Annotated in this window: 17 protein-coding genes; 15 read left to right on the forward strand and 2 right to left on the reverse strand. The window is 51.8% G+C overall.

From position 1 onward, the window contains the following. The 14 genes from fabG (at window position 1) to ACSBQN_RS04240 (ending at window position 12,076) form a co-directional block, all read left to right on the forward strand. Window positions 1–735: a 3-oxoacyl-ACP reductase FabG gene (fabG, locus tag ACSBQN_RS04175; protein WP_004240650.1), complete on the forward strand. Its 735-nt coding sequence runs from the start codon at window positions 1–3 to the stop codon at window positions 733–735. Window positions 736–890: 155 nt separating this feature from the next. Continuing rightward, entirely contained in the window at window positions 891–1,127 is a 237-nt protein-coding gene (acpP, locus tag ACSBQN_RS04180; RefSeq protein ID WP_004238075.1) for an acyl carrier protein, read from the forward strand. Between the two features lie 68 nt (window positions 1,128–1,195). Further along, window positions 1,196–2,440 carry a beta-ketoacyl-ACP synthase II gene (gene fabF, locus ACSBQN_RS04185; RefSeq protein ID WP_214167544.1) on the forward strand — a complete coding sequence of 415 codons (1,245 nt, stop codon included), beginning with the start codon at window positions 1,196–1,198 and terminating at the stop codon, window positions 2,438–2,440. A gap of 159 nt (window positions 2,441–2,599) precedes the next feature. Next, window positions 2,600–3,439 carry an aminodeoxychorismate lyase gene (gene pabC / locus ACSBQN_RS04190; protein WP_214167542.1) on the forward strand — a complete coding sequence of 280 codons (840 nt, stop codon included), beginning with the start codon at window positions 2,600–2,602 and terminating at the stop codon, window positions 3,437–3,439. A gap of 20 nt (window positions 3,440–3,459) precedes the next feature. Next, window positions 3,460–4,482: an endolytic transglycosylase MltG gene (gene mltG, locus ACSBQN_RS04195; protein ID WP_214167540.1), complete on the forward strand. Its 1,023-nt coding sequence runs from the start codon at window positions 3,460–3,462 to the stop codon at window positions 4,480–4,482. Then, the gene (gene tmk / locus ACSBQN_RS04200; protein ID WP_214167535.1) at window positions 4,479–5,117 is read left to right on the forward strand and encodes a dTMP kinase; all 639 of its coding nucleotides are present in this window, start codon (window positions 4,479–4,481) and stop codon (window positions 5,115–5,117) included. The genes mltG and tmk overlap by 4 nt, the downstream gene beginning before the upstream one ends. Next, window positions 5,117–6,115, forward strand: a complete 999-nt coding sequence (gene holB / locus ACSBQN_RS04205; protein ID WP_214050881.1) for a DNA polymerase III subunit delta' — start codon at window positions 5,117–5,119, stop codon at window positions 6,113–6,115. Before tmk ends, holB begins: the two co-directional genes overlap by 1 nt. Window positions 6,116–6,125: 10 nt before the next feature. Further along, a complete protein-coding gene (locus ACSBQN_RS04210) occupies window positions 6,126–6,905 on the forward strand; it encodes a metal-dependent hydrolase (RefSeq protein WP_004238082.1) in 780 nt (259 codons plus the stop codon). A gap of 43 nt (window positions 6,906–6,948) precedes the next feature. After that, window positions 6,949–7,299: a purine nucleoside phosphoramidase gene (hinT, locus tag ACSBQN_RS04215; protein WP_024473425.1), complete on the forward strand. Its 351-nt coding sequence runs from the start codon at window positions 6,949–6,951 to the stop codon at window positions 7,297–7,299. Between the two features lie 21 nt (window positions 7,300–7,320). Then, complete coding sequence (lpoB, locus tag ACSBQN_RS04220) at window positions 7,321–7,908, forward strand: penicillin-binding protein activator LpoB (RefSeq protein WP_004240645.1); 588 nt, start codon at window positions 7,321–7,323, stop codon at window positions 7,906–7,908. Then, entirely contained in the window at window positions 7,898–8,740 is an 843-nt protein-coding gene (locus tag ACSBQN_RS04225; protein WP_024473424.1) for a hypothetical protein, read from the forward strand. The genes lpoB and ACSBQN_RS04225 overlap by 11 nt, the downstream gene beginning before the upstream one ends. An 18-nt stretch (window positions 8,741–8,758) precedes the next feature. Then, window positions 8,759–9,781 carry a beta-N-acetylhexosaminidase gene (gene nagZ, locus ACSBQN_RS04230; protein ID WP_004240644.1) on the forward strand — a complete coding sequence of 341 codons (1,023 nt, stop codon included), beginning with the start codon at window positions 8,759–8,761 and terminating at the stop codon, window positions 9,779–9,781. Then, window positions 9,778–10,326, forward strand: coding sequence for an alpha/beta hydrolase YcfP (gene ycfP, locus ACSBQN_RS04235; RefSeq protein WP_004240643.1), 549 nt, complete (start codon window positions 9,778–9,780; stop codon window positions 10,324–10,326). The genes nagZ and ycfP overlap by 4 nt, the downstream gene beginning before the upstream one ends. 445 nt (window positions 10,327–10,771) lie before the next feature. Next, window positions 10,772–12,076, forward strand: coding sequence for an NAD(P)/FAD-dependent oxidoreductase (locus tag ACSBQN_RS04240; protein ID WP_024473423.1), 1,305 nt, complete (start codon window positions 10,772–10,774; stop codon window positions 12,074–12,076). Window positions 12,077–12,399: 323 nt separating this feature from the next. Here ACSBQN_RS04240 and ACSBQN_RS04245 read toward each other — a convergent pair whose 3' ends face one another. After that, entirely contained in the window at window positions 12,400–12,624 is a 225-nt protein-coding gene (locus ACSBQN_RS04245; RefSeq protein WP_123805128.1) for a hypothetical protein, read from the reverse strand. On the opposite strand from ACSBQN_RS04245, the gene umoD reads away from it, so the two are divergent. Further along, window positions 12,527–12,964 (forward strand): UmoD family flagellar biogenesis regulator, encoded by a 438-nt coding sequence (gene umoD / locus ACSBQN_RS04250; protein ID WP_004240640.1) that lies wholly within the window; start codon window positions 12,527–12,529, stop codon window positions 12,962–12,964. The two genes, ACSBQN_RS04245 and umoD, sit on opposite strands and share 98 nt — an antisense overlap. An 84-nt stretch (window positions 12,965–13,048) precedes the next feature. Here the strand turns inward: umoD and ACSBQN_RS04255 are convergent, their stop codons facing one another. Beyond that, window positions 13,049–14,218 carry a pyridoxal phosphate-dependent aminotransferase gene (locus ACSBQN_RS04255; RefSeq protein WP_434991600.1) on the reverse strand — a complete coding sequence of 390 codons (1,170 nt, stop codon included), beginning with the start codon at window positions 14,216–14,218 and terminating at the stop codon, window positions 13,049–13,051. Window positions 14,219–14,298 lie beyond the last annotated feature (80 nt).

Here is a 14,298-nt window from a genome sequence, read left to right on the forward strand (position 1 = left end):
ATGAGCTTTGAAGGAAAAATTGCCCTTGTCACCGGTGCGAGCCGCGGAATCGGCCGTGCAATTGCTGAGAAATTAGCAGCACGCGGTGCAACAGTGATTGGTACTGCAACCAGCGAAAGCGGTGCGGCTGCTATCAGTGAATACTTAGGCGCAAAGGGTAAAGGCCTTGCCCTGAACGTGACCGACAGCGCATCCATTGACCATGTATTAGAAAATATTCGTGCTGAGTTTGGCGAAATTGATATTTTGGTTAATAATGCAGGTATCACACGTGACAACTTACTGATGCGTATGAAAGACGATGAGTGGCAGGATATCCTCGACACTAACCTTTCATCCGTATTCCGTCTGTCCAAAGCGGTTATGCGCGCCATGATGAAAAAACGTTGCGGGCGCATCATCACCATCGGTTCTGTTGTCGGAACGATGGGGAACGCCGGACAGGCTAACTATGCGGCGGCGAAAGCCGGGCTGATTGGTTTCAGTAAATCACTCGCCCGTGAAGTCGCGTCGCGCGGCATCACCGTCAACGTCGTTGCCCCGGGTTTTATCGAAACCGATATGACTCGTGCATTGACAGACGACCAGCGTGCAGGCATTTTATCTCAGGTTCCTGCTAACCGTTTGGGTGATGCTGAAGAGATTGCCAGTGCTGTAGCCTTCTTAGCTTCTGATGAAGCGGCTTACATCACAGGCGAGACATTGCATGTCAATGGTGGCATGTACATGATTTAATGTTTGAGCTAACCATTTGCCGTTTTTGTGTAAACACACGCAAAAGTGAGTATTTATATGGTTAGACCAGCCGGGATTGGGTTGCATCTTTTCCTGTATTTTATAAACTACGAAAACCATCGCATATAGCGAGTTTTGATAGGAAATTTAATAGTATGAGCGCTATCGAAGAACGTGTTAAGAAAATCATCGTTGAACAACTGGGTGTTAAAGAGGAAGAAGTAAAAAACGAAGCTTCATTCGTTGATGACTTAGGCGCTGATTCTCTTGACACAGTTGAGCTGGTGATGGCTCTGGAAGAAGAGTTCGACATCGAAATCCCAGACGAAGAAGCAGAAAAAATCACAACTGTACAGGCTGCTATTGACTACGTTGAGAACGCAGGCAAGTAAGCATCCCTCATGTCCAGGCGGTCACCCGACCGCCTTGTTTCTTTTATTTTCCCCCCCGGAGGATAAGCGTGTCTGAGCGTCGTGTAGTCGTGACCGGACTTGGCATGTTATCTCCTGTCGGTAATACAGTCGATTCATCCTGGAAAGCTGTGTGTGCCGGGCAGAGTGGTATCAGCCTGATTGATCATTTTGACACCTCTAACCATGCGACCAAATTCGCAGGTATGGTAAAAGATTTCAATCACGAAGATTTTAATATTTCGCGCAAAGATGCCCGGAAGATGGATCTCTTCATTCAATACGGTATTGCAGCCGGTATCCAGGCAATTGCGGATTCCGGAATCGAAGTAACAGAAGCCAATGCAACCCGTATCGGAGCTGCGATTGGTTCTGGTATTGGTGGTCTCGGACTGATTGAAGAAAACTGCAGCTCTCTGGCTGCCGGCGGCCCGCGTAAAGTGAGCCCGTTCTTTGTTCCCTCAACTATCATCAATATGGTTGCCGGACATTTAAGTATTATGTACGGCCTGCGCGGACCAAGCATTTCCATTGCCACTGCCTGTACATCCGGCGTGCATAACATTGGTCATGCTGCCCGGATCATCGCTTACGGTGATGCGGATGTGATGGTTGCCGGTGGTACTGAAAAAGCCAGCACACCATTAGGTGTTGCCGGGTTCGGTGCTGCGCGTGCCTTATCCACCAATAATGACAATCCTCAGGGCGCAAGCCGTCCGTGGGATAAAGATCGTGACGGGTTTGTGCTCGGTGACGGTGCCGGTATGCTGGTGCTGGAAGAGTACGAACACGCGAAAAACCGCAGTGCGAAAATCTATGCGGAACTGGTCGGTTTCGGGATGAGCAGCGATGCTTATCACATGACATCACCACCGGAAAACGGTGACGGTGCCGCACTGGCCATGGCAAACGCGATTCAGGATGCAGGTATTCCTGCTGACAGCATCGGCTATATCAATGCGCACGGTACATCCACCTCTGCGGGTGATGTGGCGGAAGCGAAAGCCGTTGAAACGGTATTTGGTGAAGGAACAAACGTTCTGGTCAGTTCCACCAAATCCATGACTGGTCACCTGCTGGGGGCGGCCGGTGCAGTGGAATCCATTTTCACCATTCTGGCACTGCGTGATCAGATTGTACCGCCGACCATCAACCTGGATAATCAGGATGAAGCGGTCTGCAAACTCGACTTTGTACCGGGCAAAGCCCGCAAAGTGGAAGGTATGGAATACGCACTCTGTAACTCTTTCGGCTTCGGCGGAACCAACGGTTCCCTGATTTTCCGTAAGATCTGAGTCTGTTTTCTGAGAGAAAAGCGCCTGACGGCGCTTTTTTTTTACCTGACGGGTGACGCTATCGCAGTTTTGCACAAAAATCACAGCTGTACTATTATACAGGTCTGTCTGCATACTGAATGACGGTTAAATAATAACCGTTAAAACAATGAGTTGGCTATGACACAACAGACGCATTACTGGGTTAATGGTGTACCGCAGCACACCATCGCGATTTCTGATCGCAGTGTGCAGTTTGGTGACGGCTGTTTTACCACGATGCGCATTGTGAACAGCAAACCGTCGCTGCTGTCACGCCACCTGCACCGGCTGCACAGCGGTTGTGCCGGGCTGGGACTGACACCGCCGGATGATGCATTGCTGACGCAATGGATAATGCAGGCCGCAGAGGGTGCAGCGGATGGTGTGCTGAAAGTGATTATTTCCGCCGGTGAGCAGGGGCGCGGTTATCTGCGTGCTGATGTACCGCCGCTGGTGATCCTGATCCGCTCCGCATATCCGGAAAGCTATCCGGCATTGCAGGAGCGCGGGTTATCGGTGGTGAAAAGCCCGGTGCCGTTGTCGGTCAATCCGTATCTGGCCGGTATCAAACACCTGAACCGGCTGGAGCAGGTGCTGATCCGCCGTTATACGGCAGAACAGCAGGCCGATGAAGCCATTGTCTGTGATACTGACGGTATTCTGACCGAAGGATGCAGCGCCAATCTGTTCTGGCGCTGCGGCGATGATGTGTTTACCCCGTCACTGCACAAATGCGGTGTGACCGGTGTGATGCGCGCGCATATCATGGATGTGCTGAAAGGCAGCCGTTACCGCTGTTATGAAACCGAACGTTTTCCGCAGGTGCTGGCAAAAGCGGATGAAGTGATTATGTGCAACGCGCTGATGCCGGTAATGCCGGTCAATGATATCCACGCGGATGCCCGTCATCACTGGCATTATACCTCCCGCTCACTCTTTACCTGGCTTTTGCCGCACTGCCCGGCAGCAATACCCTGAATTAACAGAGTTAATGACTGATGAAAAAAACACGGATTTTCCTTGTGACATTTTTGGTGCTGCTTGCTGTTGCGGGCGGCGTGGCGTACTGGCTTTATCATCAGGTGAACGCATTTTCCGGACAAAAAATTTCTGTCACTGAAGAGACCATTTTCACCATTCCGCCGGGTACCGGCCGTGCGGCGCTGGAGAAAAAACTGGCGGAAAGCGGGATCATCCCGGAATCACACAATTATGACTGGCTGCTGCAACTGGAGCCGGATCTGGCAAAAATCAAAGCCGGTACTTACCGCCTGACGCCGGATATGACGGTCAAAAGCATGCTGCAATTGTTTGTCAGCGGGAAAGAGGCGCAATTCAGTATCCGTTTTGTTGAGGGCAGTAAATTAGCGGACTGGCAGAAAATTTTGTCAGAAGCGCCGTATCTGAAACAGACCCTCGCGGATTTACCGGCAGATAAACTGACAGAAATACTCGGACTGCCGGCCGGCAGTCACCTGGAAGGGCGTTTCTACCCGGATACCTATCTCTATACAGCGGGAACGGAAGACACTCAAATCCTGAAGCGGGCACATCAGCAGATGGAAACCAAACTTGCGGCGGCCTGGAAGACCCGTAACACCGACTTACCGTATGCGGATCCGTATGAAATGCTGATCATGGCCTCGCTGATTGAAAAAGAAACCGGCGTGGACGGTGAACGTAAAAAGGTGGCGTCGGTCTTTATGAACCGGCTGAAACTGAAAATGCGCCTGCAAACCGACCCGACGGTAATTTACGGCATGGGTGAACGTTATCAGGGCACGATTTACCGCAGCGACCTGGCACGGGCAACGCCGTATAATACGTATCAGATTGACGGCATGCCGCCGACGCCTATCGCCATGCCGGGCAGTGCCTCGCTGGATGCGGCAGCCAAACCGGACACCACCGGTTACCTTTACTTTGTCGCGGACGGCAAAGGCGGGCATGTATTTACCACGAATCTGCGGGATCACAACCGGGCGGTTGCGGATTACCGTAACGGATTAAAAAAACAATGACAGGCAAATTTATTGTAATTGAAGGGCTTGAAGGTGCCGGGAAAACCACGGCACGTAAGGTGATTGTTGATACGCTGCGTGAAAACGGCATCACTGACCTGGTCTATACCCGCGAACCGGGCGGCACACCGCTGGCAGAAAAACTGCGTACCCTGATTAAAGACGGGATCGACGGCGAAACGGTTACTGATAAAGCGGAAGTGCTGATGTTATATGCCGCGCGTATTCAACTGGTGGATAATGTTATCAAACCGGCACTGGCGCGCGGACAATGGGTGATCGGCGATCGCCATGATCTTTCCTCTCAGGCTTATCAGGGCGGCGGACGCGGTATTGATCGCAAACTGATGGCGTCACTGCGTGATACCGTACTGGGGGATTTTTATCCTGACTTCACTCTGTATCTCGACCTGCCGCCGGAAACCGGCCTGGCCCGCGCCCGCAGCCGGGGCGAGCTGGACAGAATCGAACAGGAATCACTGGATTTCTTCCGCCGCACCCGGGCCCGTTATCTGGAGCTGGCAGAGTCGGATCCGCGTATTGTGACCGTTGATGCTTCGCAATCAATGGATAACGTTCATCAATCAATCCGCACTGCGGTACTGAACTGGCTGGCACAGCAGAAAGAGGTGTAATGAACTGGTATCCGTGGCTTAATCCTGTTTACCGCCAGCTGGCAACCGCGTGGATGTCTGGTCAGGGTCATCATGCTCTGCTGCTGTACGGTATTCCCGGCACCGGCACTGATGAGCTGGCCTATGCCCTGACACGGCTGCGGATGTGTCAGCAGCCGCAGGGTATCAAAAGCTGCGGGGAGTGCCACAGCTGTAAACTGATGCTGGCAGGCACCCATCCGGATTTTTATCTGTTACAGCCGGAAAAGGGCAAATCCGCTATCGGGATTGATGCCGTGAGAGCCGTGACAGAAAAATTGTATGAGCACGCCCAGCAGAGTGGTGCCAAACTGGTGCATATTCCGCAGGCAGAACTGCTGACCGAAGCAGCCGCCAACGCCTTACTGAAAACTCTGGAAGAGCCGACAGAGAATACCTGGTTTGTGTTGCAAAGCCAGGGAACGGAGCAGTTGCTGCCGACACTGCGCAGCCGCTGTTTTGCTTATCATCTGGCCCCGCCGTCAGCGGAGACCGGTTTACAGTGGCTGCAACGCGGGCATCCGCAGTCTGATGCGGTGTCGCGGCAGACGGCGCTGAATCTTTGCCACAATGCCCCGGCGGCGGCACTGTCACTGCTGACCACCGCTGACTGGCAGAACCGGCTGAATCTGTTTACCCGGCTGGCAGAGTCCGTGCGCAGCGGGGATTTTCTGTCGCTGCTATCTGAACTGAATCATCAGGATGCGGAAAAGCGCATCAGCTGGCTGACCACCCTGTTTATGGATGCGGTAAAGTATCAGCAGAATATGGCACCAGCCTGTCTGAATCAGGACCAGTCTGCTCTGATTGCACAACTGGCAGCGCATTACAGCAGTGCACACTTACTGAATGCGGCGGAAAGCTGGCTGACCTGCCGCCACCGGCTGATGACCATCACCGGCGTGAATCAGGAACTGCTGCTGACAGAACAATTGTTACACCAGGAAACACTGTTTTCTGCATCACCTAATTTAAAATAATGAGTTAATTATGTTTTTAGTAGATTCCCACTGCCACCTCGATTGCCTGGATTATGAAAAAAAGCATGAAAGTGTGGACGATGTTATGCAAAAGGCTGCGCAGCGTGATGTGAAATACGCACTGGCGGTGGCGACAACCCTGCCGGGTTACACAAAAATGCGCGAGCTGATCGGTGAGCGCCCGGATGTGGCCTTTTCCTGTGGTATTCATCCGCTGAATCTGGATGAGCCGTATGATTTTACACAGCTGCGTGAACTGGCAGCGGATAAACGGGTGGTGGCCCTCGGCGAAACCGGGCTGGATTACTACTATCAGAAAGAGAATGCCGCGCTTCAGCGTGAGGTTTTCCGCGAGCATATCCGTATCGGACGTGAGCTGAATAAACCGGTGATTGTCCATACCCGCGATGCCCGTGAAGATACCCTGGCGATTATCCGCGAAGAACAGGCCGGGGAGTGCGGCGGCGTGTTACACTGCTTTACCGAAGACAAAGAGACGGCCTCAGCGCTGCTGGATGAAGGTTTTTATATCTCCTTTTCCGGCATTGTGACGTTCCGCAATGCGGAGCAGATCCGCGAAGCCGCCCGCATTGTCCCGCTGGATCGCATCCTGGTGGAAACCGATTCGCCGTATCTGGCCCCGGTACCGTTTCGCGGTAAAGAGAACCAGCCCGCGTATGTGCGTGATGTGGCGGAGTATATGGCTGTATTAAAAGGGGTGAGCGTTGAGGCGCTTGCTGAGATCACCACTGACAATTTCTGCCGTCTGTTTCAGGTGTCTGTCCGGTAAATCCGCAGACATCTGTCAGGCTGATTAATTACAGGAGCAGGTTATGGCCGAAGAAACTATTTTCAGTAAAATTATTCGTCGTGAAATTCCGTCTGATATCGTCTATCAGGATGACAGCGTGACGGCGTTCCGTGATATTTCCCCGCAGGCACCGACACATATTCTGATTATTCCCAACCATCTTATTCCTACTGTGAATGATGTTACCCCGGAAGATGAACAGGTTCTGGGTCATATGATCACGGTTGCGGCTAAAATCGCGCAACAGGAAGGTATCGCGGATGACGGCTACCGCCTGATTATGAACTGTAACCGCCACGGCGGACAGGAAGTGTTCCATATTCATATGCATCTGGTCGGCGGCCATCATCTGGGGCCGATGCTGGTGAAATAACCGGCTGACAGGAGAACAGTGATGAAACGTCTTTTATGTGTGATAGCGTCAGTCTGGCTGCTGGCCGGGTGTCCTTCAACGGCACCGGTAACACCCCCGGTACCGGTGGGTACCGTAACACCGCCGCCGGATACCACGCCGCCGCCACTGCCGCTGCCGCCGCCGGATACGGTGCCGGTTCCGCCGAAAATGAAAAAAATCGAGTGGGAACAGAGTATTACACCTCTGGTTAATCAGATGGTTCACAGCGACGGCGTGAATCAGGGCAGCACGCTGCTGGTGAATAAAGTCGGTAATAAAACCAACAGCAGCCTGCAGACCAGCGTTGCGACCGGTGCGCTGATGAATACCATCGGAAAAACCGGGGTACTGAATGTGATCCCGGCCGGTGCGGTCAGCAGTGCCATGTCGGTGCTGGGGATGGGTGATAACGATACACTGACCCTGCGCAGCAAAGCTATCGGTCTGGCGCGTTATCTGAATGCCGATTATGTGCTGTACAGCGTGGTAACCGGTACCCGTGATGCCCGTCAGATGGAGATGCAGCTGATGTCTGTCAGCAGCGGTGAAATCATCTGGTCCGGTAAGGGCGCGGTGCTTGAGCAGTAACCGCGCGTTACTGTTATGCCTCACTGAACACTTTCCCGCATTGCCTGTCTCCGGCTGGACAATCCGTCCGCTGAACGGGCTGACGCGGGAAAGTGTCAGTATTGAACAAAAAGGTGTGTCTCTGATTGGCAGAGCACAGACCGTGCACAGTGCGGATATCGGTGTCAGCCGTCAGAAAGAGGCGCGTGTCCTGCACCGGTTGCGTGACAGCGGCCTTGCCCCGCGCGTGGCCGGATTCAGCCACGGCTGGCTGCTTCTGTACCGGGTGGAAGGTGAAACACTGCCGCCGGAACGGATGCAGCAACCGGACTTTATCCCGCAGCTGGCGGCGCTGGTCAGCAATCTGCATAATCAGCCGCTTACCGGGTATCGTCTGCCGCTCAAAGCACAGGCAGACCGCCACTTTCACCTGACCGACAAACGTCGCCGCACCCCGCAGCTGTTGCGTATCCACCGCCACTTTATGCGCGAAGCAGAGCCTCAGCCGCTGAAGCTGGCACCTGCACATATGGATATCCACCCCGGCAATATTGTGACGGCGGCGGGGGAGCTGCATCTGATTGACTGGGAATATGCCGCTGATACCGATATCGGTCTGTCTCTCGCCACACTTTTTCGTGCCAATCACTGGTCATTGACGTTAATTCACACTTTTCTGCGTTATTATTCTGCTTATCACTGTCCGCAGCGCGTACTGGCGCAGACTTGCCGCTGGCAGGCACGGGCAGATTATATGATGGTTATGTGGTTTGAGAGCCGCTGGGGACAAACCGGCGACCCGCAGTTTCTGCAATATCCGGCCGCGCTGAAAGCTGCCGCCGGGCTCAGGTAAATATAACGAGGTTTCACTATGGGTCCTGTAATGTTAGATGTCGAAGGGTATGAGCTGGACAGCGAAGAGCGCGAGATCCTGCGCCACCCTTCAGTCGGGGGAGTGATTCTCTTTACCCGTAATTTCCATGACACGGCACAGCTGCGTGAACTGACGCGGCAGATCCGTGAAGCTACCCGCGATAACCGTGTTGTGATTGCGGTTGATCAGGAAGGCGGCCGCGTCCAGCGGTTTAAAGACGGCTTTACCCGCCTGCCGGCGGCACAGTCTTTTGCACAGTTTAATGACCTGCTCACCGGCTCTGCGCTGGCGGAAGAGGCAGGCTGGCTGATGGCGGCGGAAATGATCGCCATGGATATTGATATCAGTTTCGCGCCGGTGCTGGATCTGGGGCACGGCAGTGCGGCTATCGGCTCACGCGCGTTCCATGAAGACGGCGACATTGCGGCGCAGATGGCGGAACGCTTTGTGCGCGGTATGCGCAGCGCCGGGATGTCGAGTACCGGTAAACATTTCCCGGGACACGGCGCGGTCAGTGCGGATTCCCACAAGGAAACGCCGCGTGATGAGCGCGACCCGGCGGTGATCCGCGGCAAAGACATGGCAATTTTCCGTGAGTTTATCCAGCGCGGCCTGCTTGATGCTGTGATGCCCGCACATGTGATTTACACACAGATTGATGATCGCCCGGCGAGCGGTTCATCCTACTGGCTGAAATCGGTGCTGCGTCAGCAACTCGGGTTTGACGGGGTTATTTTCTCTGATGACCTGTCAATGGAAGGGGCGGCGGTGATGGGCGGCTATGCGGAGCGTGGTCAGGCATCACTGGACGCGGGCTGCGATATGATCCTGGTTTGTAATAACCGTAAAGGTGCTGTGACTATCCTTGATAATTTGCCGGTTATCACGGCACAACGTATTGATAAGTTGTATCATCGGAGTAAAGGTTATGATCTGGCTGAACTGCAGCGCAGTGAGCGCTGGCAGCAGGCGAACAAAACCCTATCCGTATTACACGAACAATGGCAGGAGCGAGCATGATTATTTATCTTCATGGATTTGATTCAACCAGCCCGGGCAATCATGAAAAAGTGATGCAGCTGAAATTTGCGGATCCGGATGTCCGTTTTATCAGTTACAGCACGCTTCATCCGCGTTATGACATGAAATATCTGCTGACTGAAGTGGATAAAGCGGTAAAACAGAGCGAAGGACCGGCCATTGTGCTGGGCGTGGGTCTGGGGGGCTTCTGGGCTGAGCGTGTCGGATATCTGTGCGGCATCCGCCAGGTAATGGTAAACCCGAACCTGTTCCCGTATGAAAATATGGAAGGCAAAATCGACCGCCCGGAAGAGTATCTGGATATCATGACCAAGTGTATCTCGGATTTCCGCGAACTGAACCGGAAGAACTGCCTGGTGCTGTTGTCCCGCAATGACGAGGCGCTGGATAACCAGCGTGCGCATGACACCCTGTCACCGTATTATCAGGTTATCTGGGATGAAGAACAGACCCACAAATTTAAGGATCTGTCCCGTCATCTGCAGGAAATCAAAGGGTTTAAAACCGCGTTTAAAAAAGCCTGATAACACCGCCTCTCTGTAAAACGGCCGCGCCTGCGGAAGGCGCGGTATTTTTTCCTCTGCAACTGAAGCGATTCCCGTCTCAAATCTGCCTCTCCTGTGATCTTTCTCTTACGTATCTTTCCGGTCATTGCGTTACATCAATAACTTTCTGGTGCTGAATCAGCAAGATAACAGGCTTTTTTCATCTGCTGTCACGAAAAGTTAATCCGGTGATTAAAGAAAGCATCAGAGGTAAACCAAAAGTAAAATAGTTTTGTTAAATTTAAAATAATGTTTGCATTTTTCCGCCGGATTACCCAGAATTTGATTATGATCAAATATGGTATGACCAAATTACCTGTTGTGGTATACCATGGTGTGACACGATTCAGTTTTATCTGATGTTATCTCACTGTTTTTCCTGAAGAGCCCTGAGATAACGTTAGATTATTTTTCAGAGGATGTTATGACTACACCGAATACGAAGATTGTGATTATCGGCGGTGGCGCAGGCGGGCTGGAACTGGCAACGCAACTCGGCCACAAATTAGGTAAGAAGAAAAAAGCGGAAATCACTCTGGTCGATCGCAACAGCAGCCACCTGTGGAAACCGCTGTTACACGAAGTGGCGACCGGTTCTCTGGATGACGGCGTGGATGCCCTGAGCTACCTGGCGCATGCCCGCAATCACTATTTCAATTTCCAGCTGGGTTCAATGACCGGACTGGATCGCGACAGTAAAAATATCACCCTGGCAGAAATCCGTGACAACAACGGTGACCTGCTGGTACCGGAGCGTGAGCTGGATTATGACATCCTGGTGATGGCGCTGGGCAGCACCTCCAACGATTTCGGCACCCCCGGGATCAAAGAAAACTGCATCTTCCTCGACAGCCCGTCACAGGCAAACCGCTTCCATAATGAGATGCTGAACCTGTTCCTGAAATACTCCGCCAGCCACGGCGAAGGCGACAAAGTGAATATCGCGATTGTCGGCGGCGGGGCGACCGGGGTGGAACTGTCAGCAGAACTGTATAATGCCGTTGAGCAGCTTCACAGCTACGGTTTTAAAGGCCTGAATACCGATGCACTGAATGTGACGCTGGTGGAGGCGGGTGAGCGTATTCTGCCTGCTCTGCCGCCGAAAATTGCCGGTGCCGCTCACCAGGAGCTCACCAAATTGGGTGTGCGTGTGATGACGCAGACCATGGTCACCAGCGCCGATGAATCCGGTCTGAACACCAAAGACGGCGAGCATATCACCGCAAGTCTGATGGTCTGGGCGGCAGGTATCAAAGCGCCTGATTTCCTGAAAGAGATTGGCGGGCTGGAAACCAACCGTATTAATCAGCTGGTGGTCAAACCAACACTCCAGACCACCCGTGATGACGCAATTTTCGCTATCGGTGACTGCTCATCCTGCCCGAAAAAAGAGGGCGGATTTGTTCCGCCGCGCGCGCAGTCAGCACATCAGATGGCGACCCGCTGCTATCACAACATCCTTGCGGTACTCAATGATAAGCCGCTGAAGGATTATGTGTTTAAAGATCACGGCTCACTGGTTTCCCTCTCCCGGTTCAGTACGGTCGGGAGCCTGATGGGTAACCTGATGCGCGGTAATATGATGATTGAAGGGCGTATAGCCCGTATAATGTATATTTCACTGTATCGTATGCATCAGATTGCGCTGCACGGTTATATTAAAACCGGGCTGATGATGCTGGTTGGCGGTATAAACCGGATTATCCGTCCGCGGCTGAAATTACATTAATTGATCTTCCCCAAAAATGACGCTTCCGGGCGTCATTTTTTATAATAATAAACCCTGCTCAGAACAGGGAAATATACATTGTACAGATTTGATATAAAGCCGGAAAATGCATTATTTAACAGGAGTTCAGTATCATCACTAACAGATAATTCCGGTGGTAATGAACAAAATAAGGCAGATACTGCTCTTTATTAATTATTGTTGATCGTTGTCAGTACATACACAGTCAGGTTGAATTAATAAATTACAGGGACAGAATTATTGTTTCATCATTATTATTTAACTTTTATTTAGCGGTGCTGTGGGAATATAGTCCGGTAAGATTAATCGTTAAAAATAAAACCGGATTTGATAGGAATAATCCCAATTATTACCGCTGGATATTTATATAATTTGACAATGAATAAAAATGAACGAAAACCATTATCACGAATAACATTCACAGGGCTTGTGCTTCTGTTTGTTATTTTTGCAGTAATCATTTCTTTTGCTGTGACAAAGAATAAACATCCCGCTGTTGCTGAGGTTCTCTCATCCGAACCTATCATGGCAACGGTGCCGGTACGCCATGAATACTGTGACCTGACAACCATGCCGGGTCCGTACAAGCGTGAACTCCTGGATATTGTCCACCCGACTGAGCAGGTCTGCACCCCGTATCTGCTGTATGAAACCCTGCTGCACGCACCGAAGGTGTACGGCGGTCCGACATACCGCTCCTGTACGACGGCATACACCTATGAGCACCGGATTGTCGGCTATGATGTGGTGTATAGAATCAATGACACCGTCGGTAAGGTCAGAATCAATTATAATCCGGGTGATGTCATGCCGGTGGATAATACCGGGCGGCTGATCATTTTACCCGGACTGAATACAGTGAAATAAAGTGTGTTACAGACAAAAAATAAGAATACCGGTTTATGTCATAAACCGGTATTCACCACGTTTTTTATTTAATGTAACCGGAAATTAAACCCAGCCCTTCTGACGAAACTGCTTTAATACCGCCACAAATTGCTGCATCTCTTCCGGCGTGCCTAATGTCAGGCGGCTCCAGCCGGTCACCGGCGGAAATTCACGGCCGACCATTATATGGTTTTCTTTCATCCGCTGCTGATAGGTTTTTACATCTCCGGTCACCTTATGGAAGATGAAATTAGCCTGTGAGGGCGCATAAGGCAGATTTAATTCCTTCAGTGCGGCAACCACAATTTCCCGTGAAACATCCGTTGAATGGCGGCTGTAATCAATAAACGGTTTATCATTCAGGGATGCCAGTGCGGAAACTGCACCTGCTATATTAGTATTATCGATAGAATTGAAAATATTTACCTGTTCCGTTACTGCCGGTGCGGAAATACCGTAACCGACACGAAGCCCGGCCAGGGCAAATATTTTCGAGAAAGTGCGTGTCACGATAATATTGGATTTTCCGGCAGCCACCCATTCAACCGCACTTTTAAATTGCGGATCAGACACGAATTCCGCATATGCCTCATCAATAATAAAATTCTGCTGCGGCGGTGCCTGGTTTACCCACTGTGCGAGTTGTGATGCCGGGGTGATCATAGCGGTTGGGTTATTCGGGTTACAGATATAGATAACGGAATGACCGGCAAAGTTATCGGCGATCGCCTGCATTGCCGCGAGGTCAAAAGAGAGATCGGCTTTCAGAGGCACTTTGACAATATTCACGCCCAGCGGTTCAGCATACAGTTCGGCATAATTGAATGTCGGATCCGGTACAATCAGCTGCACCGGCTGCTGTTTTTTCTGTGCATTCGCCACCAGCATCTGCACAGCCGCCTGAATGGTTTCTGAGGAACCATTTCCGAGGCTGATGTGTTCCGGTGTCAGTGAGAAATGCGCGGCAATCTGCTCAATCAGCGCTTCGCGGGCAGCATCCGGATAGCGGAATGCGCCGGGAAGGGCGTCAATAATCGCCTGACGGGCTTTCGGAGACATCCTCAGTGAGTTTTCATTGAAGTTCAGCAGCAGCGGATTTTCCGCGCTGAGCGGCGCTGCTTTGGCAGCGGGTGAGACAGTACCGGTGGCGGCCTGACCGGTGGTGACCAGAGAGGCGGCGGTTAATCCGCCGAGCGCGATCCCTGTTGATTTCAGAAACGAACGACGATCCATAGTATTTACCCTGTTGTTGTCATTATATTTTGGTAAATACTAACCGAACTAATAATCACCTTGCAAATTAATATTCACAA

Source organism: Morganella sp. B601 (assembly GCF_051172335.1).
GTDB lineage: Bacteria > Pseudomonadota > Gammaproteobacteria > Enterobacterales > Enterobacteriaceae > Morganella > Morganella morganii.